We start from the raw sequence: 24,020 nt of genomic DNA, 5'->3' as shown, positions 1-24,020 counted from the left end.
CCCAATGCGGCGAGCTGAAGTGCCCTGGCTTGTGGTTCGTTCATTTGTTGCAACAACGACTCGGAGAGTTATCGATGAAAAGCTTTAGTTTGAAGCTGCTGGCTGTCGCAGCCGCCTCGGCATGCGGCACCGCCGCCATGGCAGGCAGCTTGGCTGTCACCCCCAGCAAGTACGCTGTGGAAGCCATCACCAACAGCAGCGCCGTCACGCTGCCCGCCGCCGTTCTGACGATCGGCGTGGATCGCACCACGGCGCAAGACTTCACTGTGGTGATCAAGCCCAAGGCCGGTTCGACCTTCTCGGCTGCCAGCTGCACGACCGCGATCCCCGTGGTCGCCGGCACCGGCGCTGCCACCGTCTCGGTGAAGCGCGCTTCGACCGCCGAGTGCGCGTACGAAGTTGACGTGACCACCGCGTTCGTCAACAACGCCGCCAACCTGACCTTCACGGGTCTGGTGCTGGCCTCGCACGGCCTGGCTTCGGTCGGCGCTACCGAGAGCATCAGCGTCGGCGTGTGGGACCTGGGTGAAACCGCCCGCATCGACAACTCGGCCGATCTGACCAACACCGTTGGCCAGACCTACCAAGGCGTCACGATGACCGCCACGCAAGACACCGGCACGGTGACGAACGTGGACGACACCCGCGGTCCGCTGTTCGGCTTCGTGGCCGCCAACGGCGACACCGTGGATGCCGCCGAAGCCAACTTCGCGCTGAACATCAACGGCTCGCTGCTGACCAACGCTGGCGTGCAGTTCACCAACGCCGCCCTGACCAACGTCACGTTCACCGTCGCTGGTGACTTCGACGGCGTGTCGGTCAACTTCGCTGGCCAAAGCGCCGTGACGGTCAATGGCGCCGCCATGACCGTGACGACCGCCGGCACCGGCGCCAGCGCCACGGCCTCGTTCACCGCCACCTCGGCCCAGTTGAACGCCACCGGCGCCACCGACGGCAACGTCAGCCTGAAGACCCTGGGCACCAAGTCCCTGGGCACCAGCCGCACGTACGGCATCTCGGCTTCGGTCAACCCGGCTCTGGCTGGCGTGCCCGACATGGCCGTGACCGGCAACGCTTCGTGGTGGGTGTGGGGCGCCAACGCGATGGAACTGCGTTCGGCCTTCTTCAACAACGACACCACGAACGGCAACATCACCCGCTTCTTCTTCCAGAACACGGGTGCTGACGCTTCGTACACCGCCACCTGCTACAGCGACGACGCCGCCAAGACCGTGACCTACGGCACGGCCAAGACCGGCACGCTGCGCACGGGTCAAACCACCATCACCGCCGCCGACGTTTGCACGTTCAGCGCTGGTCAGCGTGGCGCGATCACCTTCACGATCAACGGCCCGGCCGCGAACGTGAAGGGCGTGTACCAGCAAGCCATCAACGGCGTGACCGCTGGCTACCTGGCGCTGGAGCGTCCGTACGCTGGCAAGACCTACTAAGCACACGGCGCAAGCCAACTGCTTCAAGGGCGCCTTCGGGCGCCCTTTTTCATTGGGGCGCGGGGTGGCCGACTACACTCCCGCGCTCGTTGTTTTCACGCAGGGAATGGGGACGTGCACCCGATGTCAAACGCCAAATCGCGCGGTTTCACGCTGTTGGAAATGCTGGTGGTCTTGGTGATCATTGGCCTCTTGGCCGGCCTCGTCGGGCCGCGCCTGTTCAAGAACGTGGAGAAGTCCAACATCACCACGGCCCAGGCCCAGATCAAGCTGCTGCGTGGCGCCGTGGAGAACCTGCGCTTGGACATCGGGCGCTACCCGACCGCCGAAGAGGGCCTGAACCTGCTGAGCCGCGCCCCGGCCGATCCGGCCTTTGCCGCCCGCTGGCGGGGCCCGTACCTGGACGACGTGGCCTTGCCACTGGACCCTTGGAACTCGCCCTACCAATACGCCGTGCCCGGACGCGATGGCCTGCCCTTCGCGCTGTACTCCTGGGGCGCGGACCGCCAAGCCGGCGGCACGGGCGATGCGCAAGACCTCGGGGTGTTGCCCGCCCAGTGACGGCCTGCTGATGCGGCCGTCGCCCGCCTTCCGCGCACGGCGCGGCTTCACCCTGCTGGAAATGCTGGTGGTCATGGCCTTGCTGGCCATGGTGGCCGGCGTGGCCGCGCCCCCAGTGGTGCGCTGGCTGGAGAACGCCGAGCTGCGAGGCTGGCGCGCCGACGTGCGCGCGCGCATCGAGCGCTTGCCCGTCGATGCCTACGTGTCCGGCGCGCCGATGGAAGTGGACGCCGCCACGCTGCTGAAGGGCTTGGCCGCGCAACCTGCCGGGGCCCGATTGACCCTGGAGCGACCGCTGCGCTACGCCGCCAATGGCGCTGCCGAAGGGGGCTGGGTCCGCCTGGAAGCGGGCGGGCAGGTGACGCGCTGGCGGGTGCAGCCCCTGACGGGCGAGCTCGTGGAGGCCGCGCCATGAGTCGGGGCCGGCAAGGCCTCCAACAGCGGGGTTTCGGCCTCTTGGAGGCGGTGGTGGCCATGGCGCTCTTGGGCACGGCTGGCCTGATGCTGTTCGCTTGGATTCAATCCAGCTACGACACCGCCAACCGCTTGCGGGCCACGCAAGACCGCGCCCAGGCCCGCCTGGAGGCGCAGGCTTGGCTGATGCACCTGAACCCGGCCAAGGAGCCGGAAGGCGAGGTGCAACTGGGTCGCTGGACCTTGCAGTGGCGCAGCAGCTTGGTCGAGCCGATGCGGCTGGAGAACGACTATGGCGGCGCCCTGAGCCCGCGCTGGGCTTTGGGGCTGTACGAGGTGCGGCTGGAGGCCAAAACCGCCGGCGATGCCGTGCAGTGGCGGCAACGCATCGTGGGCTGGCAGCCGCTGCGCGGCTGGGCGCCGGCCAATCCCTCATGAGCGCGAACGGCGGCCCGGTGCGTGGCCTGACCCTCCTGGAAATGATGGTGGCGCTCCTGATTGCCGCCATGGCCACCACCTTGTTGACCCAGGCCATGCGGCAACTGGCGGGGGTGGAACAGCTGCTGGAGCGCAGCGGCAGCGCGGGGCAGACGGTGCTGGTGCGGCGCGAATGGGTCCGCGTGCTGCTGGCCTCTGCCTTGCCCGAGCAGGTCAACGAGCCCACGGCCTTCTTGGGCGATGCCCAGCGCCTGCAGCTGAAAAGCGCCGTGGGCCTGGCCGGCGGCGGGGCGGTGACCGACAGCGTCCAACTGCAACTCGATTACGAGCCCCGCACGCAGGCCGGGAGCCTGCGCCTGGCCCAAGGTCCGGGCGCGGAGCCCGTGACCCTCCTGCGTTGGACGGGGGCGGCCCCGTCGTTTCAGTACCAAGACGAAGACGGCCGCTGGCTGAAGGCTTGGCCGCCGCAGGCGGTGGCCGAGCGCCCGCGTCGTCCGCCCCAACGCGTCCTCGTGGACCTGGACGAGTCAGTGGGCGGCCCCCTGTGGGTGTCGGTGCTCGACAACGAGCGCAGCCGCCCCCGCTTGCGCGACTGGGTGGACTGATGATGCGAAAGCAACAGTCGGGTTATGTCCTGATCTTGGTGCTGGGTTTGCTGGCCGTGGGCTCTTTCGTGGCCTTGCGGTTTGCAGAGCGCAACGACGCGCTTCGCCGTCAGGTGCTGGGCTTCGATGAGATGGCGCAGGCCCAGGCCGATGCGGCCACGGCCTGGTCGGTGACCCGCTACTGGATGGCCACCCAAGGTTTGCAGCCCATGGGCCACGGGGACGGCATCCGGGTGCTGCGCGAGGACGGCCGCTGGTACCTCACCGCCGAGGGCGCGCAGGTGGCCGTGCAGGACCATCGCGGCCTCTTGTCGGTCAACGCGCTCGACCGCAACGCCCTGATCCAGCTTTTGGTCAACGACGGTTTGCCCCTGGGCACGGCGCAGGCCTGGTTGGACGTTCTGCAGGACTACGAGGACCCCGACAGCCTGCGGCGGATCAATGGCGCAGAGGCCGACGACTACCGGGCCCAAGGGCGGAGCGGGCCGCGCAACGACTGGCTGCTGAGCCTGGCCGAGTTGGAGCAAATGCCGGGCTGGCGCGACGACCTGGTGCGCACCCGCCGCATCGCCCGGTGGCTGCACACCGCCATCAACAACCAGTTCAACCCCAACACGGCGCCCCTGCCGGTGCTGCGCGCCCGCTATGCGGGGGCGACCCCCGAGCAGCTGACGGCGCTGGAAGGGCTGCGGGCCGCCGACCTGTTGCGAGAGAACCGTGCGGCCGGCCGAGCCACCGGCTTGTTGATGGACGACGAGCAGACCTTGCTGGTGCCCGGCTTCACGAGCCGCGTGACCGTCTGGGCCCCCGGATTGCCACAGGCCCTTGACTACAATCTTCAGCTCACGCCGGCCGGTCAGGATGGACCCTGGCTGGTTCGCGAGCATCAACTGGCTCCGCGCCCTCTGCCCCTTGATGAGCCCACTCGCCGCGCGCTTCCCCGCTTCCCGCTCGATGCCGACCCTGGGTCGAACCCAAGCGCCCCTGCTGCTTCGCGCTGAGGGCCTGGCGGGCGACGCCGGGCGACGCTGGGGTCGCGCCACCCTAGTCGTGGCGCGGGAACTGTGCCGCCTGAAATGGTTCGCCTTGGCGCACGTGCCGGCGCACGAGCGGGCCGACGCCCTTCGCGTGCAAGCCCTGGCGTGGCAGCCATTTGACGACAGCGCCTTGTGCTTGCTGCTTGGCGACGACGAGGGCCTGGCCGTGGCCTGGGATGCACGACAGGTTCGCGAGGCCTTGGCCGAGCGGGGCGTGCGACCCGACGCGTGCAAGGTCCTGCCCGAAGTGCTGCTGCGCGCCCCCGGCGCCGACGGACCTCGCTTGGCGCGGATGTCCGATGGCGTGGAAGGGCAGGTCTGGCGCAACGGCCGCTTGGTCGCCAGTCGCTGGTGGCCCGAGGCGCCGGCGCCCGAGGCGTGGCGGCTCTTTGCCCAGTCGCTGTCGGGCGAAGCGGCCGGCTGGCCGCAGCCGACCGTGGACGACGCGCCAGCGTGGCTGAACAAGCCCTGGGCCGTGCCGCTCGGGGACCAGGCCCACGACCAGGCGCGCGAGTCCCGCCTCGTTGACGTGGCGCTGGCGGCGCTCGTGTTCTGCGCCGGCGTGGTCGGCGCCCAATGGTGGGGCGTCGAGCGATCGTTGCGCGATCAGCTGGCCAGCAATGCCGACCAGCGGGCCCGGCTGGGTCCGGTGCTGGCCGAGCGCGACGCCGCCCTGCAGCGCAGCGCGGAGGCCGGCCAGTGGGCCCAGTGGCTGATTCCGACGGTGCTGCCGGTGGAGCTCTTCGAGGCTCTGCACGAGGCCCTGGCCAAGCGCCAAGTGGTGGTCAAGGAATTGGACTGGCGCGGCGACAAGCTGCGCATGGGACTGCAAGTGCCCGCGGCCTTGCCGCGCAGCGAGTTGCTCAAGGGCGTGCAAAGCGTGCGCCAGTTTGCCAACCCCACCGAGGTGCGGGTGGAGAGTGGGCGCGACCTGCTCTGGCTGGACGTGGACTTGCGAACGGCGATGCCGGGTGGGGCGCCCGCAGGGGCGCAGGCTGCCACCGCTTCTTCCAATGCCGGCGCAGCGCCTCGTGCCGACACGGCGGCGGCCCCGAGCGGACCCGCTGCTGCCATCACCACGGCGCCCACGCCAGCGGCCGTGGCCCCACCCCCCCCGGCGCCGGTGGTGGCGGCACGCCCGGCCCCTGCCCCCGGCAGCACCAAACCGAACGCCCCGGCGACGGCGCCTGCCGAAGCGCGGCCGCAGTTCCGCAGCAACCCCAAGCCCATCGCCATGGCCGCCAGCGGTGAAGACTTTCCTCCCCAGTCGGTGTTCGACGCCGTGAAATGACGAGCATGGCGGACACCTGGATCACCCGCACCCTTCCTGCGCTCTCGCCCTGGGTGGCGCAGTGGCAGGCCTCGGCCCGACTGCGTTGGGGCGTGCGCTTGGTGCTCGGCATCTTGTGCGTGCACGGCCTGCTCACGGTGCTGGACGACGTGGACCAAAAGCGCTCGGCGCTCAAGGCCGCCCGCCAAGAAGGCAGCCGCTTGGCGGTCATGGGGCAAGAAGGCGACTGGGCAGCCCGGGCGCAGCAGGCGCAGGAGCAGCTGCTGGCGTACCGCAGCATGGCTTGGTCGGGCAGCGACCCGGCCCTGGGCGAAGCGGCCTTGCAAGACTGGTTGCGCAAGGTCACCACGGGGTTGGGACTGACGGTGCGCGACCTTCAGGTGGCCCGCGTCGCGACGCCGTCGGCCGGCGCCGCGGCGACCCCCGCCGTGCCGGCCGACGGCCTGGTGGCCCGCGTGCCGCCGCAAACGACCGCCATGCGGGCCAAACTGATCGTGGACTTGAAGCGCAGCGCCGTCATGGCGCTCTTGGCCGAGTTGCAACGCAACGAGCAATCGTTGTTGGTGGAGCGTTTGGTGTGGCGGGGCTCGGCGGTGCCGCCGCAGGTCGAGCTTCAACTGCGCGCCCTCGCGGGGCCCAGCGCCCCGACCGCCGCCAGCGCCCCGAAAGGCCAGCCATGACCGCTTGGCAACGGGGGGCGCTGTGGGTGGGCCTGTTGGCGCTGGGGGCCGTGCTGGCACCGGGGGCCGACGAGGCCGGCAAGACAGTGGGTTTGCGGCAGTCGGCGAGTTGGGCCTTGGCCGAGATGCCCCGCAAGCCCGACCAAGCTGGCGTGGCCTTGTCGTTGGCGACCTCGGCGATGTTCGAGGCCGAAGCGCCTTCCGCCGCCCCTGGCGCCGCCGCGCCACCCCCCGACGAGCGCTGGCGCATTGCCGGCGTGCTGGGCCGCGGCCGCGAGGCCCAGGTCGTGGTGTCCTTCCGAGACCCGAGCCGCCCCACCCAGATCCTGCGCGTGGGCGACGCCCTGCCCAGTGGGCACCGCGTGCAAGCGGTGGAGCCCGGCACCGTGTGTGTGCAAGTGGGTCGAAAGATTCTTCGCATTGGAGTGCAAGCCCTTGACTAATCGAACCCCGTGGTGGATCGCCCTGCGCGCCGGTGGCGCGCCGGCGGTGGCCGCATTGCTGGCGGCTTGCGCACCCCTGTCGCCCAACATTCCCGCGCCGCTTCGCGTGCCGGGCGCCGCGGCGTCGGCGCCGGTCAACGAGGCCGTGGAAGCCCCGCGCACCTTGCGCACCAGCAGCACCCCCGTGCCGCCAGTCCAGGCGGCGCCGGCCGAGCCCGCGCCGGCCAAGGCCGCGGCGGGCGATGCCACCGTGGCCGCGGTGAACCTGCAGCAGGTGGCGCTGCCCACCTTCGTGCAATTGGTCTACGCCGAGGTGATCAAGAAGAACGTGAACCTGCACCCGTCGGTGGTGCAGCGCCAGGACCTGGTCACCTTCCGAACCGGTCCCGACCAAACGGCCGAACAGGTCGAACAGGCGGTGCGCTTGGTGTTGAAGTCCTATGGCTTGTCGGCCGTGGACGTGGGCGGCGTGGTGCGGGTCCTGCCCGACAACGCCGCCTTGGGCGACTTGCCGGCCATCCGGTACGGCGCCGCCTCGCCCGAAGTGCCTTTGCCTTTGCGGCCGATCTTTCATTTGGTGCCGCTGCAGGCGGTGCGCCAGACCGACGTCACGGTGTGGCTGCGCACCATGTTTGGCGACCGGGTGACGGTGATGGAGGACGCAGGACGCAATGCGGTGCTGCTGCGCGGCAACCCGGACAACGTGCAGGCCGCCATGGAGGCCATTGCCGCCCTGGACCAGCCCGCGATGAAGGGCCGGGCCAGCCTGGCCTTGTCGCCCGCGTTTTGGTCGGCCGAAGAACTGGCGCGGCGCTTGGCCGAAGTGCTGGCGGCTGAGGGCTACACGGTGCACCCGGTGGGCAACCCGGTGACGCCGGGGGCGGCCCGTGCGCCGGTGATCTTGCTGCCGGTGTCGGCGCTCAACACGGTCTACGTGTTCGCGACGACGGACGCCGTCGCGGCCCACGTGTCGCAATGGGCCAAGGCCTTGGACCGGCCCGCCGACCGAGGCATTGGCAAGAACTTCTTCAGCTACGCCGTGAAGCACAAGGACGCCGAAGCCTTGGCGGGCACCTTGGACCGGCTGTTGTCAGGCGGTGGCAGCTCCGCCACCACCACGCCGGCCACCGGGGCCAAGCCCGAGGCCAGCGCGAGCACGCGTCTGAATTCCGTGGTCGTGGACAAGGCCACCAACACGCTCATCTTCCAGGCCAAGCCCGAGGAGTACGGGCAGTTGACGGGCCTGTTGCAGATGCTCGATCGGCCGTCGCGCGCGGCGCTGATCGAGGTGACCGTGGCCGAGTTGACCTTGAACGACTCGACCGAGATCGGGGTGGACCTGCTTGCGAGTCGCATCGAAGCGGGCGGGGGATATCGCATTGGCACGTCGGCCGGTGGCTCGGCCACGGGCGCCTTGAGCATCAACGTGTTCAACGGGCTGAATGTGCCGAAACTGGCGCTCAGTGCCTTGGCCACGGACAACCGCGCGACCATTTTGTCGAGCCCGCGCCTGATGGCCCGCAACGGCGAGTCGGCCACGATCCAAGTCGGCCAAGAGGTGCCCATCGTCAGCCAGCAGCAGGCCACAGGCGTCACGACGAGCACCTCCAATGGACTCTTGACCACGGTGCAGTACCGCAGCACGGGCGTGATCCTCAAGATCAAGCCGGTCATCCATTCGGGCGATCAGATCGATTTGGACGTCCAGCAAGAGGTCAGCGAAGCCATCAACACCACGACCGGCGTGACCTCATCGCCGACGATCCAGCAACGCAAGGTCGACACCAAACTCACGCTGCGCAGCGGTGCCACGGTGCTGTTGGGTGGCTTGATTTCGAGCACGGGATCGGAAGGCAAGAACGGCGTGCCGCTGCTGAAGGACATTCCGGTGGTGGGCAACCTTTTCAGCAAGCAAACGCGCAGCGAACGGCGCACCGAACTGGTGGTGTTGATCACGGCCTACATCGCGAATGACACGCACGAGGCCGAGGCCATCACCGATGCGTTCCGGAAGTCGCTGGGCAGTTGGGCCCAACAGCCCGCCGCACTGCGCAAAGCAGCCGAGCCCGCGGAAGGCGCCAGCGCGCTGCCCGCACCCTGAGCACCGCGATGGCTCTTCGCGACGACGTCCCGCCGGCGATCACACCGCCGCCCGTCCGGCTGGGGGAGCGCCTGCTGGGCTTGGGGCTCCTGCGCGCACCCGACTTGGAAGCCGCTTTGGCCTACCAGGCGGCACACGGCGGCCGCTTGGGCGACGTGCTGTTGCGCATGGGCGCGCTCACGGTCGACTCGCTGCTGGCCCCGTTGGCCGAGCATTTGGGCGTGCGCCCGGTGCGGGGCGAGGCCCTGAGCGAAGACGCCCTGCGGCAAGGGGCCGAGGCGCTGGGTCGCGACGCCAGCCGCCTGCACCGCTTGAAGGCCTTGGTGTGGCAAGAGGACGACGGCGCCTGGTGGGTGGCCTCGCACCTGCCACAGGCCCCCGACCTGCAAGAAACCGTGCTTGCCTGCCCCTGGGGCCCGCAGGCACGCTGGGCGTTGATGCCCGAGACGGAGTTGGAGGCCTGGCTGGAGCGCTTGACGCGGCCGGCCACCGGGGCCGGGGCCACGGGGCCGCTGGACGAGCGCGCCTTGCGCGAGTTGGCCGAGGACGCGCCCGTGGTGGCGCTGGTCAACAACCTCATCGCCCAAGCCGTCGAGGCCCGCGCGTCGGACATCCACCTCGAGCCCGGTGAGCGGCAGTTGGAGGTGCGTTTGCGCATCGACGGCGTGCTGCACGTGCGCCAAACCCTGCCCATGGACCGCTACCCGGCGGTGGCCTCGCGCATCAAGCTGATCGCCGGCATCGACATCGCCGAGCGGCGGTTGCCGCAAGACGGGCGCATCTCCACCCGCGCGGCAGGGGCCGAGATGGACGTTCGCGTCTCCACCATCCCGGCGGTGTACGGCGAATCCATCGTGATGCGCCTCTTGCCCAAGAAGCGCGACGACCTGTCGCTGGACCGCTTGGGCATGCGCCCGCCGCAGTTGCTGCAGTTCAAGCGCTGGCTGCACATGCCCAACGGGTTGGTGCTGGTGACCGGTCCTACCGGCTCAGGCAAGAGCACCTCGCTGTACACGGCCTTGGCCGCGACGAACGACCGCACGCGCAAGATCGTCACGGTGGAAGACCCGGTGGAATTCCGCTTGCCCCATGTGATCCAGGTGCAAGCCCAGCCCGACATCGGCTACACCTTTGCCCGGGCGCTGCGCGCCTTCCTGCGGCACGATCCGGACATCATCATGGTCGGCGAAATCCGCGACCGCGAGACCGCCGAGATCGCCATCCAGTCGGCCCTGACTGGCCACTTGGTCTTGGCCACCCTGCACACCAACGACGCCCCGTCGGCCATCACCCGCTTGGTGGACATGGGCATCGAGCCCTTCTTGGTGGCCGCGTCCCTGCGGGCAGTGATGGCGCAGCGCTTGGTGCGGCGCTTGTGCGAGGCCTGCGCCGTCGATGCCGGCGCGCCGCCCCCCACGCTGAGCGAGGGCTTGTTGGCCCGCGTCGAGGGCGCGCGACGCGCGGATGGCGAGGTGGCGGCGCCCCGTTGGCGCTCGGCCGTGGGCTGTGCCCGTTGCGGGGGCAGCGGTTTCTTGGGGCGTTTGGGCATTTACGAAATGATGGACGTCGATGCCGATCTGCAGCACGCCATCTCGCAGCAGGCGCCCATGGCCCGTTTGGTGGAGTTGGCCAACCGGGCGGGCCGCCGCTCCTTGGCCGACGAGGGCTTGGCCCGCGTGATGCAAGGCACCAGCACCTGGGACGAGGTGCTGCGGGCCACGGGGGGCGCGATGGAGGAGGGCGCATGAGCGCCGCCCTCGGTTGCCCGTCAACGGCCACCGGGTCGCAGCGATGAAGGTGCGTTACAGCGCTCGCGACGCTCAGGGGCAGTTGCACCAGGGCCACCTGGACGCGCCGAGCGAGGCCGACGCCGTGCGCAGCCTGCAAGAGCGCGGGCTGACGCCCGTGTCCGTGGTGGCGCAGGGCGGTCTGGCGCCTACGAGCGTTTCGCGCCGGCCCGTGAAGGCCGAGGACCGCGTGCTGCTGCTGCGTGAGATGGCCACCCTGCTGGCCGCTGGCGTGACCTTGGGCGAGGCCTTGCCGGGCCTGGCGCAGGCCTACGCCAAGCAGGCCTTGGGGCAGGCGGTGGCGCTGCTGGACGAGCGGGTCCGGCAAGGGCGCGCCCTGTCCGAGGCCATGGAAAGCGCGGGCTTGGCGTTCCCGCCCTACGTGCTGGCCTTGGTCAAGGCCGGGGAGGCGAGCGGCGCCTTGGCCACGGCCTTGGACGACGCGGCCGAGCAGTTGGAATCGGCCCGGCAAAGCGTGGAAGAGCTCAAGAGCGCGCTGGTGTACCCGACGATTCTGGTGGTGGCCGGGGTTTTGGCCATCCTGCTGGTGTTCGTTGGCGTGGTGCCGCGGTTTGCCCCCATGCTGCGCAGTGCGCGGGCCGACGTGCCGGAGTTCTCACGCTGGGTCATCGAGGCCGGCGTGTTCGTCAAGGGCCATTGGGAGTTCTTTGCCTACGCCGCAGGCGCCCTTGTCGCCCTGGCGGTGGTGGCCATGCGCCAGGCGGCTTGGCGGCAGGCCGTTTGGCAGTGGCTCACCCGGCTGCCGGCGATCGGCCCCTGGCTGATCCAAGGCGAGATCGGGCGCTGGGCGACGGTGTTGGGGGCCTTGTTGGCCAACCGGGTGCCGATCGTGCCGGCCCTGGACCTGTCGGTGCAGGTGCTGTACTCGGCCGCCATGCGCGAGGGCGTGAGCCGCGCCTGCCGCGACATCCAACAGGGATCGAGCCTGGCCGACGCCTTGGCGATCCAAGGCTGGTTCCCGCCCGAGCGCTTGAACCTCATCCGGGTGGGGGAGCGCAGCGGCGAGTTGCCGAAGATGCTGCTGGCCTTGGGCAAGGCCCAACGCGAGGCCGCCCGCACCACCCAACGCCGGCTGCTGGCCTTGATCGAACCCGCCGCGATCTTGGTGATCGGCGGCGTGATCGCGATGGTGATGATCTCGGTGATGCTGGTGATCACCAGCATGAATCAGATGGCGGGCTGATCGACGCGCTGCTGCGCCTCGTCGAAGCGCTGGATGGCCGCCTGCACGTCGGCATCGAGGTCGTTCAAGGGCGCATAGGCGTCGATGCGGCCTGACGCGGTGCGGGCCACCGCCGCCGCCAGGGCCGCTTCGTCCACCCGGTCGCTCAGTTGGAGCTGTTCGACGAGGCGGCGCACTTCGGCCGCGGGCTGCAGCCGCAGGCGCTCTTGGTGGCAGGTGGCAAAGCGGTCGGCGGGCAGGGCGTTCGACGCCAAGATCTCGGCGCACCGCCGCAGGGCCGCGGCCAAGAAGCGGTCGAGCGCGGCCGGTTCGACCTCGGTGAGTCCGTGCAGTTGGGCCATTTGGCGCCACATCTTGCGGTTCGAGGCGAACACGGACGCCCCATCGCGCAGCATCCACACGGCCTTGGCCTGGGGCAGGGCCGCCACGAAAGCCGGCCAGCGAAAACTGTGGTTGGGCGACTTGAGCAGCACCTGCGGGTGCGACCCCTGGATGGCGCCGACAAAACGCCCCCACACCGACAGCCAGTCCGCCTGTTGCTGCCAGTGAGCCGGGTCCAGCGTGTGGTGCAGGGCGTCCAGGCGGTGCGGCATCCAAAAGCCGCGGTAGGCCGAGTCGACGCCCAGGCCCAGCAGCGCGAACTCGTCCTCTTGGGGCGACAGGGCGCCCAGCGCCAGGCCGTCCATGGGGCGGGCCACCGGGGTGTCCCGGCGTGGCGCGCGCTGCAACTGGAAGGCCGTGGGGTCCATGCACTGCCAGGTCCTGGGCGTGGGCCAGCCGAGGGCGGCGTGCAGCAGTTCGTGCATCACGGTGCTGCCGCTACGCCAGGGGCCCAGGATGAACAGCGCGTGCTCCGGCAAGCTGCGGGCAGGGGCCAGTTGGGCGCTCAAGCCCGCGTTCCATGAGCCCAACCGGGCACGCCACGCCAGGCCGGCGCGGGTGGACCAAGGCAGCTGGCGCCAAGCGGGGTCATCGCGCAGCCACGCCAGCAGGGGCTGGCTCACGGCCAGGGTCGGCCTCATGGGCGGGCCAGCCCGCGCTGGGCGTCGACGCGGGCGATGCGCTGCCGGATGGTGGCCTGAAGGCGCTGCACTTCGGCCGGGTGCTGGGCGCTGAGGTCTTGCGTTTCCAGCGGGTCGCGGTCCAGGCGGAACAGTTGGTGTTGGCCGTCGTCGAGGTGAAGGATCAGCTTCCAAGGGCCGTCCACCACGGCCACGCGACCGCTCTGGATGGGGGCGTCGCGACCTTGGCGCTCCAGGGCCATCGTGAACACCGGCGCGTCCGGCAGGTCGCGGCCTTCCAAGATGGGGCGCAGCGAGCGGCCTTCGGCGCGGGGCAGAGGCGCGAGGCCGGTCAGGTCGAGCAAGGTCGGCGCGATGTCCACCTGGCTCGCGGCTTGGTGCACCACCCGGCCCTCGGTCTGGCCGGGCAGCTTGACCACGAAGGGCACGTTGGCCAGGGCCTGGTGCACCGGGACGCCAGCGTGGCCCAGGTAGCCCTTTTCGAACGACTCGCCGTGGTCGCTGGTGACGATGACGATCGCGTTCTTCAGCCAGCCTTCGCGCTCCAGGCGATCCAAGGTGCGCCCCAGGGCGGCGTCGGCGGCCATCAGCGACTCGCGGTAGCGCAAGCGGTGCTGGTCGACCGCCGGTTGCTGCGCGGAGGGGTAGGCCATGTTGTCCGGCATCAGGTCCGACAGACGGTCCAGCACCCCGGGGGGCAGGAGCTTGTAGCGCGTGGACGGTGGCGGCAGGTAGGGCGCGTGGGGCGGCAGGCTCAGCGTGAACACGAACTGCGGGGCCCCGTGGGCGCGTTCGGCGTCCAGGGTGGCGTGCAGCGCGTCGTACACCGCTTCCGAGCGGTAAGGGCTCTGGTGCTGGTGGCGGCGTTCGTCGAGCGGGGCCAGGAAGGCCAAGCTGGCAGACACCAGGCGCGGCAGGGCGGTGTCGGGCCAGCGCGTGGCGGCAAAGCGCACCGCATTGACCCACAGCGTGGTGGGCGCCAAGGGGGCGCTGTCGTAGCCCTCAAAGCTGCCCCGGTGGCGCGGGCTGCCCAGCAGGTTGTCGGTGATGAAGTGCGTGCGCCACCCGTGGTCGCGCAGCACCTGCGCGACGGTGTGCTGGCGCAGCGGCGGCACGATGGTTGCATCGGGCTGGTTGGCGTGGTGCTGCCAGGGCAACAGGCCCGTTTCCATGCTCGACACGGAGGCCGTGGTGAAGTTGGACGCCGCCTGGAACCGGGTGAAGCAGGTGGCCGAACTCGCAAATCGGGCCAAGTTCGGCATCGTCGCGCTGTCGCTGCGGCACGCTGCCGCATCCTGCGCGGCCACGGTGTCGATGGTCAACACCAAGATGTGGGGCTTGTCCGGGGTCGCCACTTGGGCCGTGGACGGCGCTTTGGCGCCCAGGGGCATCCACACCGGCGGGCGCCAAGCGATCAAGGCCAGCGCCCCGATGCACAAGCCCCATGCCAAGGGCCGCAGGGCCTCGAAACCCGCCAGCAAGTGGCCGAGCGAGCGCTGCCACCCCGTCCGCAGCATCCAAACCAGCCCGAGCGCGCCGAAGGCCGCCAGCAGCGCCAGTTTCTGCCAGGGCGACAGCGTCAGCACCCAGGGCGAGACGCTGCGCAGCCACTCCAGGCCCACGCGCCCCGTTTGCCGCAGCACCAAGAGGGCCAGCGGCAGGAGCACGATCGTCCAGGCCCACAAACTGGCCCGTGCCGTGCCGAGCCACCGGCCCAGGCCGATCCGAACCAGCGAAGACAGCGCCACCAAGCCGGCACAGGCCAGGATGCCCAGCGCGAGCAACATGGCCAAGTCCCGCGCCACGAGCACGCCGCTGTTGATGAACAGCATGCCATCCAAGATGGGCAAAGCCGTGAGTGGCACGCCCAGAACGGCGGTTGCGGCGATGGCCGCCGCCCACGCCCGCAGGGGAGTGAACGCTGGCAATCCCCGGGTCAAACCTCAGGCCGTCCTGTGATGCGTCGCCACCAACGACGGCATTGCGCCGCCACCCAACGCCGGGCCACGAGCCAAGCGCCCACGATGCCGGCGAACAGCGGCGCGAGCAGTTGGAACAACAGTCCGCCGGCATTGGGGTCGATGTAAGCGTGTGCCTGCTGCGTCATAAGCAGCATGAAGCAAAGCACGGCGAGGCGGTGAACAAGCGACATGGGGGAGGGCACCGGATGCGGTGGCGCTGGGTGCGCAAACAGCGGCAAAGTTTAGCCCTCGGGCGGCGCAGGCCGGCCCGAACTGGGCTGCGGCCGTGCCCCGCTTGCCTCCGGGCCATCGCCATGGATCACCCTGCGCCCTGGGGTGTTGTCGGCGTCGGGGCAGCCCAGCAAGCGGTCGCCCCAGGAGATTCGAGCGGCCGAGCGCCTGCGTGCTTTCTAGAATCCGCGCCCAATCTCTCGCTGGGGCGTAGCCCTCCATGGTTTGAAGCTCGCGCGCCACACATTGCTCAACCTCATCGGTTTGGGGGCCCCGCTCTTGGTGGCGGTCGTCAGCATTCCGGAGCTGATCCGGCTGCTGGGCGAGGCCCGCTTCGGCATGCTGGCGTTGATTTGGGCTGTGACCAGCTACTTCGGCCTGTTCGACTTGGGCCTGGGCCGCGCGCTCACACAGCAGTTGGCGATCGTGCTGGGCGAGCGCATGGACCACCAAGTCGCCCCGTTGAGCTTCACCGCGCTCAGCTTGATGACTGCCATCGGCTGCATCGCCGGCGTCTTGTTATGGCTTTTGGCCCCGGCTGGCATCGCGCAGATCAAGTCGCTGCCCGATCCGGTCGATGCCATCCATGCGACTTGGGTGATGGCCTTGGCGCTGCCGGCGGTGGTGATGACCACCGGACTTCGCGGCATGTTGGAGGCCCAGCATGCTTTTGGCCTCGTCAACGCCATCCGGCTGCCGATGGGCGTTTGGACTTTTGCGGGGCCTTGGTTGATCGTGAGCTGGCAGGGGCCGAGCCTGACCCTGATTGCCGTCGCGCTGACGGCGGGACGATGGCTCGCGACCCTTGTGCACGCCGCGTACGTATGGCGCGTGTTGCCCCAAGTCCGTCAAGGTTGGGTGTGGGACCCCGCATGGGTGCGCCCGCTGCTGACATCCGGCGGCTGGCTCATGGTGAGCAACTTGGTGAGCCCCTTGCTCGCTTATGTCGATCGCTTTGTCATCGGTGCCTGCGTGTCTGCAGCTGCCGTTGCTTACTACACGACGCCTCAAGAGATCCTCACGAAGCTTTGGATCATCCCTGGGGCGCTCACGTCGGTGCTGTTCCCCACGTTCGCACTATTGATCCAGCGACGGGATCCTGGTTCGTGGGTGCTCTTTGACCACGCGGTGCAAGCCCTCTTTCTGGGGCTCATGCCCATTTCAATCGCCTTGGCGCTGTTCGCCCCGGAGTTGTTGGGGCTGTGGTTGGGCAACGCGGACTTCGTGACACACAGCGCGCCGGTGATGCAAATCTTCACCTTGGGCATCTTGTTGAGCTGCTTGGCGCACGTCCCCGTGACTTGGCTTCAGAGTTCGGGCAACAACCGACCGGCGGCCATGGTCCATTTGGCTCAGTTGGTGATTTACGGCCCTCTGATCGGTTGGGTGGCCACGCACCACGGTCTGATCGGTGCCGCTTGGGTTTGGTTGCTGCGCATCAGCGTCGATTCGCTCGCGATGTTTTGGCTTTGCCATGTGCGGCGTCCGGCGCCCGGCATGTTCCGCCGGCCTATCCGGGTGGCCGTGGCCGTCTTGGTGACCTTGGGGGCCTACGCAGCTCTTGATGCCCCCATGGTGCTGCGAGCCGCGCTGGTGCTGGGCCTGCTGGTTGCTGGGGCTGCATTGGGCTACCGACAGTGGCGTTCGATGCGCGAGCAGCAGGCGCGCAGTCCGGCGGGCCTCGCCGATGAAGCGGTCGTCGAACCGAGGGAGCCGCTTCCGTGGGTCACCATCGTCACGCCGGTCTACAACCAAGCGGACTTCGTGGCGGAAACGGTCCAAAGCGTCTTGAGCCAAGACTACCCCCGCATCGAGTACATCGTCATCGACGACGGTTCCAGCGACGGCTCGGCGGCGGTGCTGCAGCGACTGTCGGCGCAAAACCCTGGTCGCTTCACGCTGATCACCCAAAGCAATGCGGGCCAAGCGGCCACGCTGAACCGGGGGTGGGCCATGGCGAAGGGGGAGGTGTTGGCCTACCTGAGCTCAGACGACCGTTTGCACCCCCAAGCCGTTTCAAGGATGGTCCGGGCTTTGCAAGCCGCCCCTGACGTTGCAGTGGCCTATTGCGACTTCAGCCTCATCGACTCGCGGGGCGATCGCATGGCCGACGTGATGACCGAAGACTTCTCGGAGACTCGGCTGCGAGATCACTTGGTGTGCCAGCCAGGGCCCGGTGCCTTCTTCCGTCGGGCGGTCTACGCCAAGGCGGGTGGATGGGACGCCAACTTGCGGCAGGTCCCGGACTTTGAGTTCTGGTTGCGGGCTTCTCAGAGTGGCCCCTTTCTGCGCGTCCCCTTGCTCCTTGCGGACTACCGCGTTCACGACGAGTCGGCCTCCTTTAGGCCCATGTCCGAAGCGCGAGCGGATGAAATCGTCACGGTGGTGCGTCGGCACATCTGCATGCCGGACGCCGCACCGCGCAACCACTTCGCCATGGGCATGGCCTTGGTGATCAGCGCCATGAACCACGCTCAGTCGGGCCGTGTTCGCATGGCTTTCCAACGCTTGCGCGAAGCCTTGCGCGTGCACCCTGCCATCGGTTTGCAGTTGATCGTCTGGCGCCGAATCGTTTCAGGCTTCTTCCGTCGAAGCTACTACCGCCTGGGGTCCAGCTGATGAGCAACGAATCGGGTCGCGCATGGGTCTACCCAGCGATGCTTTGGATCTTGATCGTGCTGGCGCCACTGCCGATTTTGGGGGGGGCGACATCGCTGGGGGCTCACGTGCTGGCCATCGTCGTCTTGGCTGGCGTTGTGCTGCTTCGAGGTGGTGTTCGCGGCGTGGCGGGTGGGTGGGTGCTCGGCATTGCTGGGGCGCTGTTGGTGCACACCGTGCTGGCCTCGTTGATGTCACCTTGCCGAGACATGCTTGGGCGGTCCTTGGGCAGCCTGGGCTTGTTGCTGATGCTGATCGTTGCCACCGCGTTGGTGGCCGCTGCCGCCGGTGCTGAGCGAGGTCCCATTGGGGCGACATTGCGCTGGATCATGGGGGTGGTCGTCTTGTCGGTCTTGCTTGACAAGGCCTACCTGCTGTGGACGAACGCCTCCGTCTTTATCCGGCCCAGTGGCATCTTCGAGGAGCCCAGCCATTTGGCCCTGTCATGCGCGCCCGTCTTGGCGGCTTTGGTGGTGTCGGAGCACGGAAAGGACAAGGCCGTGGGCTGGATCAGCGTCGCGATGCTGATGGGCCTCGCGGCTTCGGCCACCCTGTTCGTGTTGTTTGCCGCGTGTGCTGTTGTGGCCCTGATGTTGGCGCGTCGAGGCGGCGGGGTGCAGCGTCTTCTGCGCGGGCTGGGCGTGGCAGCCTTGGTGTTGCTGCTCGTCGCTTTGTCGCCTTACCGTGACGATTTCCTGGCTCGCATCGTGGGTCTGGGGGAGGTTTCGGCCGAGTCGAACGTGTCGAGCTTGATTTACTTGAACGGACTTCAGTCGGCACTTGCCAACGTGGAGGCTTCCCAGTGGTTCGGCCTGGGACTCAACCGGATGGGATGTGAGCCTCGGCCGGTCACCGACGTGACGCCACTGCTGGAAGTTTGGAACTTGGCCGACTTCAATTACAACGATGGTTCGTTCACTGCGGCCAAGCTCTTGAGCGAGCTGGGTGCGCTGGGCGCGCTTTGGTTGCTCGTCGGATTCGGTGTCTTGGTGGCCTTGATCCGTGCGGGCCGGCGTGAAGCCGATGCCGATCGACGTCAGCGAATGGCGCTGGCGGCGGGGGCCTTGTTGGTCATCACCTTGGGGGCCTTTGTTCGCGGCACCGGCTATTTCTCGGGCCCGTACCTGCTGGGGCTCTTTGCGTTTTTTCTCTTTTGCCGGCCATCCAGCCGCCGGAGTTCGACATGAACGAAGCATTGATTGGCGCCATCGTGGCGCGCCTTGAACGCGATGAACCGAGCTTGGCCAAGGCCTTTGCCGCGTCCTCTGCGGAGGTCGGGGTTCGGTACGTCGCCATCGACGACCTGCTGCCCGCTGAGTGGGCCGAGCAGATTGCCAGCAAGTTTCCGCAGCCCCATCAAATGCGCCTCATGGACTCGTTCCGAGAGCGCAAGCACACCTCCAAGGACTTCGATGCCTTCGACCCCTTGATGAAGGACATCACCTTTGCCTTGCAAGACGAGCGCGTGGTCCGGGTGGTGGAGCGCATCACGGGCATCGCGCAGCAGGTGCCGGATCCCCAGTTGTACGCGGGGGGCCTGAGCGCCATGACGCGGGGGCACTTTCTCGGTCCTCACATTGACAACTCGCACGAGGGGTCGCGTCGCCTGTACCGGACCCTGAACCTGCTGTACTACGTGACGCCCGGCTGGCAGCGCGAGCACGGCGGGCATTTGGAGTTGTGGGACACGGCGGTGCGGCGGAACGTGGTCATCGAAAGCCGCTTCAACCGATTGGCCCTGATGGAGACGACGCCGACCTCCTGGCACTCGGTTTGCCCGGTGGTGGGCGAAGGCGTTCGCCGCTGCGTCTCGAACTACTACTTCTCGCCACAGTCGCCGACGGGGCGCCCGTACTTCAACGTCACTTCCTTCAGCGCGCGGCCCGAGCAACCGTGGCTGCGGCTCTTGGCTCGCGCCGACGGCCTGGCCCGCAACGCCCTGCGCAAGCTGGTGCCCGGGGGCTTGGGCAAGCGGGACGTGTACGAGGGCCCCAAGGCTTGAACGAGTCCAGGATCTTGCTGTACGCCCCCAATGTGCACACGGGCGGGGGGGCGGTGCTGCTCGAGGCCTTGCTGCGCGGGCTGCCGGCCGGCGTGCCGGTGCTGGCGTGGCTGGACCAGCGCTCGCGCGACCGCGGGGCCCCGCTGCCCGAGCACGTGCAGGTGCGCTGGGTGGCCGCGACGGCCAAGTCGCGCTGGTCGGCCGAGTGGGACCTTCGCCGGGAGGCCCGGGCCACGGATCGCTTGCTGTGCTTCCACGGCCTGCCACCCCTGTGGCGCAGTCGGGCGTTCACGGCCCTGTTCCAGCAGAACCGCAACTTGCTGGGGCAAGTGCCCTTGCGGCAGTTCGCGCCGCGCACGCGCGTGCGCCTCTGGTTCGAACAGCAGGTGAGCCGGCGCATGCGACACCATGTCGACGTCTATTGGGTGCAAACCGAGGCCATGGCCGACGCCGTGCGGGCCTGGTGGGGCCCGTCAGGGACGCCCACCGTCCGCGTGTGCGGCTTTGCCCCGCCCCTGCCCACGCACGCGGCACCACCGTCCACGACGCCGCGGCGCGACTTCATCTACGTGGCCGATGGCGAAGCGCACAAGAACCACCGGCGCTTGTTGGCCGCCTGGGTGCTGATGGCCGGTTCAGGGCACCGACCGAGCCTGGCGCTGACCCTGGGTGCGCGCGACGGCGCGCTGCGCGCCGAGTGGGAGGCGGGCATCGCGGCGCACGGCTTGGCCGTGGAGTTTTTGCCCCCCATGGACCACGCGGCGGTGCTGAAGGCCTATGCCGAATCGGGGGCCTTGGTGTTCCCCTCGCTCGGTGAAAGCTACGGGCTGCCCCTGGTGGAGGCCGCGGCGCAGGGCCTGCCCATCGTGGCGGCCGAGCGCGATTACGTGCGCGAGGTTTGTGTGCCGGTGCAAACCTTCGACCCCGAGTCCCCGCGTTCCATCGCGCACGCGGTCCTGCGGCACTTGCAACTGGCGCCGACGCCGGCCGCCCCGGCCTCGGCGGCGGACTTCTGGCGTGCGTGTTGGTCGTGAGGGTGTTGATCGTCAGCCAGCATTTCTGGCCGGAATCGTTTCGCATCAACGAGGTTGCGGCCTCCTTGGTGGCGCAGGGCGCGGACGTGACCGTGCTGACCGGCCAGCCCAATTACCCGGAAGGCCGCGTGTTCCCTGGCTACCGGGCCTGGTGCGTCCAACGCGAACGCCACGTTGATGGCTACGAGGTCTTGCGCGTGCCCTTGGTGCCGCGCGGCCCTGGGGGCGCCTTGCGCTTGGTGCTGAACTATCTGAGCTTCATCGCCAGCGCGATGGGCTTCGGCCTGTGGTTGCTGCGCGGCCGGCGTGTCGACACGGTGTTCGTCTACGCCACCTCGCCCATCTTGCAAGCCCTGGCGGCCTTGTGGATCGGCCGTTGGAAGCGGGCCAAGGTGGTGGTGTGGGTGCAGGACCTGTGGCCCGACAGCCTGGTGATCACGGGCTACGTGCGTTCGCCCCGCGTGCTGGCGGCCGTGGCGGCCGTGACCCGCTTCATCTACCGACGCAGCGACCGCCTCTTGGTGCAATCGCCGGCCTTCATGGCGCCGGTGCAGGCCATGGCGGGCGCCACGCCGGTGGCGGTGCATGAGAACCCCGGCGACCGCGACGCGCCCCTGCAGCCCTTGCCCGAGGGCCTTCGCAAGCCCGCGGACCGGTTCACGCTGGTGTTTGCCGGCAATCTGGGCACGGTGCAAGCCCTGGAGACGGTTTTGGACGCGGCCGAGCAGGCCGGACCGGACCTGGTCTGGATGCTGGTGGGCAGCGGCGCTCGCAGCCCTTGGTTGGCCGCCGAGGTGACCCGGCGCGGATTGGGCGATCGGGTGCGCTTGCCCGGCCGGTTTGAGGCCGCCCTGATGCCCGCTCTGTTTGCCCAAGCGGATGCCCTGCTGGTCACCTTGAACCGCGCGCCCGCGCTGGCGCAGGTCGTGCCCAGCAAAATACAGGCTTACTTGGCCGCCGGGCGACCGATCCTTGCCGCCCTGGATGGCGAGGGCGCGCGCGTGGTGCAGGCGTCGGGGGCGGGGCTGGCGGTGGCCGCCGAAGACGCCGCGGGCCTGGCGACCGCCGCCCGGCACTTGCAATCTCTGGACGAAGGGCGGCGCGCCGACATGGGGCGCGCCGGCCGCCGTTACTTCGAAACCCATTACGAGCCGACGCAGTCGGCACAGCGCCTGATGGCGCAACTGCAATCGGCATGAACGCTTCCACACCTACGCGCGTCTTGATCCTGGGGGCCAGTGGCATGCTCGGTCACACGGCGCTGCGCTACCTGGCCGCCCAGCCCGAGCTGTCGGTCGTGGGCAGCGTGCGGGCGCCCAACCCTGGCCTGCAGGCCTTGGCGCCGCGGGCGCAGTTGGTGGCCGGCGTCGACGTGGAGAACCCCGATGCCTTGGCGGCCCTGCTCGCGCAAGTGCGTCCCCAGGTGGTGCTGAATGCCGTGGGCGTGGTCAAGCAACTGGCCGCTGCCGACGACCCCTTGGTGGCCTTGCCCATCAACGCCCTGTTGCCCCACCGCCTGGCCCGCCTGTGCGAGTTGGTGGGCGCGCGCCTCATCCACGTGTCGACCGACTGCGTGTTCACCGGGAAGCAAGGGGGCTACCGGGAGGCCGACGCGCCGGACGCCCTCGACCTGTACGGCCGCTCCAAGCTCCTGGGCGAGGTCGATTACCCCCATGCCGTGACCTTGCGCACCTCCATCATCGGGCCGGAGTTGCGGGGCGGCGCCCAAGGCCTCGTCGGTTGGTTTTTGGCGCAGCAGGGGGAGGTCAAGGGCTTCACCCGCGCGGTGTTCTCCGGGCTGCCGACGCTCGAGTTGGCGCGGGTGATTCACCGCCACGTGCTGCCGCGTCCGGCGTTGCGGGGCGTCTGGCACGTCTCCACCGCGCCCATCGACAAGCACGCCTTGCTCGGCCTGGTGAAGCAGGCTTGGCAGCGCGAGACGCTCATTCGGCCCGACGACGCCTTGGTCATCGACCGCTCTTTGGATTCCTCTCGCTTTCGCGATGCCACCGGCTACCAGCCTGCGGCCTGGCCCGAGTTGGTGCAGGCCATGAAGGACTTTTCCGCATGAATTCGTTCCAGAACAAGACGCTCCTGATCACCGGGGGCACGGGCAGCTTCGGCAACGCCGTGTTGAGCCGCTTTTTGGCCTCCGACATCAAGGAGATTCGGATCCTGAGCCGGGACGAGAAGAAGCAGGAGGACATGCGCATCGCGCTCAAGTCCGACAAGCTCAAGTTCCACATCGGCGATGTGCGCGACCTCGACGCTTGCATGGACGCGCTGAGCGGCGTCGATTACGTGTTTCACGCCGCGGCGCTGAAGCAGGTGCCGTCCTGCGAGTTCTACCCGATGGAGGCCGTGAAGACCAACGTGGTGGGGGCAGAGAACGTGATCCGCGCGGCCATGGCCCAGTCGGTCTCGCGCGTCGTGGTGCTGTCCACCGACAAAGCCGTTTACCCGATCAACGCCATGGGCCTGTCCAAGGCCATGATGGAAAAGGTGATGGTGGCCAAGAGCCGCATCGCCGACCCCAGCAAGACGGTCATGAGCGCCACGCGCTATGGCAACGTGATGGCCTCGCGCGGTTCCGTGATCCCCTTGTTCCTGCAGCAATTGCAGGAGGGCCGACCGCTCACCTTGACCGACCCGTCGATGACGCGCTTCTTGATGTCCTTGGAAGAGTCGGTCGACTTGGTGCTGTATGCCTTCGAGCACGCGCGCCCGGGCGACATCTTTGTGCAGAAGGCGCCGGCCAGCACCGTGGGCGATTTGGCCGAGGCCATGCGGCAGCTGTTCCGCCCCGACGCCGACATCCGCGTCATCGGCACCCGCCACGGCGAGAAGCTCTACGAGAGCCTGGTGTCGCGCGAGGAAATGGCCCGCGCGGAGGACCTGGGCGGCTACTACCGCATCCCGGCGGATGCTCGCGATTTGAACTACGACAAGTACTTCGTCGAGGGCCAGCGCGAGATCGCCGAACTGGACGACTACACCTCGCACAACACCCGCCGGCTGACGGTGGAAGAGGTCAAGCAAACCCTGCTGACCCTGCCGCTGATCCAGCAAGCGCTGCGGGAGGCCGGCCGTGCTTAAGGTC

Annotated in this window: 22 protein-coding genes; 19 read left to right on the top strand and 3 right to left on the bottom strand. The window is 68.8% G+C overall.

Annotated elements, in window-relative coordinates:
* Positions 1 to 74: 74 nt before the first annotated feature.
* From EOD73_RS06385 to EOD73_RS06330, 12 genes are all read left to right on the top strand, one after another.
* Positions 75 to 1,451, top strand: coding sequence for a hypothetical protein (locus EOD73_RS06385; protein ID WP_127681921.1), 1,377 nt, complete (start codon positions 75 to 77; stop codon positions 1,449 to 1,451).
* A gap of 123 nt (positions 1,452 to 1,574) precedes the next feature.
* A complete protein-coding gene (gspG, locus tag EOD73_RS06380; RefSeq protein WP_127682450.1) occupies positions 1,575 to 2,012 on the top strand; it encodes a type II secretion system major pseudopilin GspG in 438 nt (145 codons plus the stop codon).
* Between the two features lie 10 nt (positions 2,013 to 2,022).
* Positions 2,023 to 2,427, top strand: a complete 405-nt coding sequence (locus tag EOD73_RS06375; RefSeq protein WP_164845962.1) for a type II secretion system protein — start codon at positions 2,023 to 2,025, stop codon at positions 2,425 to 2,427.
* Positions 2,424 to 2,864, top strand: coding sequence for a type II secretion system protein (locus tag EOD73_RS06370; RefSeq protein WP_127681917.1), 441 nt, complete (start codon positions 2,424 to 2,426; stop codon positions 2,862 to 2,864). The genes EOD73_RS06375 and EOD73_RS06370 overlap by 4 nt, the downstream gene beginning before the upstream one ends.
* The gene (locus EOD73_RS06365) at positions 2,861 to 3,469 is read left to right on the top strand and encodes a PulJ/GspJ family protein (protein WP_127681915.1); all 609 of its coding nucleotides are present in this window, start codon (positions 2,861 to 2,863) and stop codon (positions 3,467 to 3,469) included. Before EOD73_RS06370 ends, EOD73_RS06365 begins: the two co-directional genes overlap by 4 nt.
* Positions 3,469 to 4,470: a type II secretion system minor pseudopilin gene (locus EOD73_RS06360; protein ID WP_164845961.1), complete on the top strand. Its 1,002-nt coding sequence runs from the start codon at positions 3,469 to 3,471 to the stop codon at positions 4,468 to 4,470. The genes EOD73_RS06365 and EOD73_RS06360 overlap by 1 nt, the downstream gene beginning before the upstream one ends.
* Complete coding sequence (locus tag EOD73_RS06355) at positions 4,424 to 5,797, top strand: hypothetical protein (RefSeq protein WP_127681913.1); 1,374 nt, start codon at positions 4,424 to 4,426, stop codon at positions 5,795 to 5,797. The genes EOD73_RS06360 and EOD73_RS06355 overlap by 47 nt, the downstream gene beginning before the upstream one ends.
* Positions 5,798 to 5,802: 5 nt before the next feature.
* A complete protein-coding gene (locus tag EOD73_RS06350; protein WP_127681911.1) occupies positions 5,803 to 6,477 on the top strand; it encodes a hypothetical protein in 675 nt (224 codons plus the stop codon).
* Positions 6,474 to 6,920 (top strand): hypothetical protein, encoded by a 447-nt coding sequence (locus EOD73_RS06345; protein ID WP_127681909.1) that lies wholly within the window; start codon positions 6,474 to 6,476, stop codon positions 6,918 to 6,920. Before EOD73_RS06350 ends, EOD73_RS06345 begins: the two co-directional genes overlap by 4 nt.
* Positions 6,913 to 9,021, top strand: a complete 2,109-nt coding sequence (locus EOD73_RS06340; protein ID WP_127681907.1) for a secretin GspD/PilQ domain-containing protein — start codon at positions 6,913 to 6,915, stop codon at positions 9,019 to 9,021. The genes EOD73_RS06345 and EOD73_RS06340 overlap by 8 nt, the downstream gene beginning before the upstream one ends.
* A gap of 8 nt (positions 9,022 to 9,029) precedes the next feature.
* Complete coding sequence (locus EOD73_RS06335; RefSeq protein WP_127681905.1) at positions 9,030 to 10,769, top strand: GspE/PulE family protein; 1,740 nt, start codon at positions 9,030 to 9,032, stop codon at positions 10,767 to 10,769.
* 43 nt (positions 10,770 to 10,812) lie between these two features.
* Positions 10,813 to 12,012, top strand: coding sequence for a type II secretion system F family protein (locus EOD73_RS06330; RefSeq protein ID WP_127681903.1), 1,200 nt, complete (start codon positions 10,813 to 10,815; stop codon positions 12,010 to 12,012).
* Here the strand turns inward: EOD73_RS06330 and EOD73_RS06325 are convergent.
* From EOD73_RS06325 to EOD73_RS06315, 3 genes are all read right to left on the bottom strand, one after another.
* Positions 11,997 to 13,034, bottom strand: a complete 1,038-nt coding sequence (locus EOD73_RS06325) for a sulfotransferase family protein (RefSeq protein ID WP_127681901.1) — start codon at positions 13,032 to 13,034, stop codon at positions 11,997 to 11,999. The two genes, EOD73_RS06330 and EOD73_RS06325, sit on opposite strands and share 16 nt — an antisense overlap.
* A complete protein-coding gene (locus EOD73_RS06320) occupies positions 13,031 to 14,899 on the bottom strand; it encodes a sulfatase family protein (RefSeq protein ID WP_164845960.1) in 1,869 nt (622 codons plus the stop codon). The genes EOD73_RS06325 and EOD73_RS06320 overlap by 4 nt, the downstream gene beginning before the upstream one ends.
* Before the next feature lie 71 nt (positions 14,900 to 14,970).
* The gene (locus EOD73_RS06315; protein WP_127681897.1) at positions 14,971 to 15,186 is read right to left on the bottom strand and encodes a hypothetical protein; all 216 of its coding nucleotides are present in this window, start codon (positions 15,184 to 15,186) and stop codon (positions 14,971 to 14,973) included.
* Between the two features lie 265 nt (positions 15,187 to 15,451).
* On the opposite strand from EOD73_RS06315, the gene EOD73_RS06310 reads away from it, so the two are divergent.
* From EOD73_RS06310 to EOD73_RS06280, 7 genes are all read left to right on the top strand, one after another.
* Positions 15,452 to 17,845: a glycosyltransferase gene (locus tag EOD73_RS06310; protein ID WP_127681895.1), complete on the top strand. Its 2,394-nt coding sequence runs from the start codon at positions 15,452 to 15,454 to the stop codon at positions 17,843 to 17,845.
* A gap of 281 nt (positions 17,846 to 18,126) precedes the next feature.
* A complete protein-coding gene (locus EOD73_RS06305; RefSeq protein WP_164845959.1) occupies positions 18,127 to 19,071 on the top strand; it encodes a hypothetical protein in 945 nt (314 codons plus the stop codon).
* The gene (locus EOD73_RS06300) at positions 19,068 to 19,886 is read left to right on the top strand and encodes a 2OG-Fe(II) oxygenase (RefSeq protein ID WP_127681891.1); all 819 of its coding nucleotides are present in this window, start codon (positions 19,068 to 19,070) and stop codon (positions 19,884 to 19,886) included. Before EOD73_RS06305 ends, EOD73_RS06300 begins: the two co-directional genes overlap by 4 nt.
* Positions 19,883 to 20,920, top strand: coding sequence for a glycosyltransferase (locus EOD73_RS06295; protein WP_127681889.1), 1,038 nt, complete (start codon positions 19,883 to 19,885; stop codon positions 20,918 to 20,920). The genes EOD73_RS06300 and EOD73_RS06295 overlap by 4 nt, the downstream gene beginning before the upstream one ends.
* Positions 20,917 to 22,119 (top strand): glycosyltransferase family 4 protein, encoded by a 1,203-nt coding sequence (locus tag EOD73_RS06290; protein ID WP_164845958.1) that lies wholly within the window; start codon positions 20,917 to 20,919, stop codon positions 22,117 to 22,119. The genes EOD73_RS06295 and EOD73_RS06290 overlap by 4 nt, the downstream gene beginning before the upstream one ends.
* On the top strand, positions 22,116 to 22,991 hold the full coding sequence (locus EOD73_RS06285; protein WP_127681885.1) for a dTDP-4-dehydrorhamnose reductase family protein: 876 nt from the start codon (positions 22,116 to 22,118) through the stop codon (positions 22,989 to 22,991). The genes EOD73_RS06290 and EOD73_RS06285 overlap by 4 nt, the downstream gene beginning before the upstream one ends.
* The gene (locus EOD73_RS06280; protein ID WP_127681883.1) at positions 22,988 to 24,016 is read left to right on the top strand and encodes a polysaccharide biosynthesis protein; all 1,029 of its coding nucleotides are present in this window, start codon (positions 22,988 to 22,990) and stop codon (positions 24,014 to 24,016) included. The genes EOD73_RS06285 and EOD73_RS06280 overlap by 4 nt, the downstream gene beginning before the upstream one ends.
* The last annotated feature ends 4 nt before the right edge of the window (positions 24,017 to 24,020 follow it).

This window comes from Inhella crocodyli, from assembly GCF_004004565.1.
Classification (GTDB): Bacteria; Pseudomonadota; Gammaproteobacteria; order Burkholderiales; family Burkholderiaceae_C; genus Inhella; species Inhella crocodyli.
Note: the sequence above shows the minus strand (reverse complement) of the source record. Positions and strands in the feature narration are given on the sequence as shown.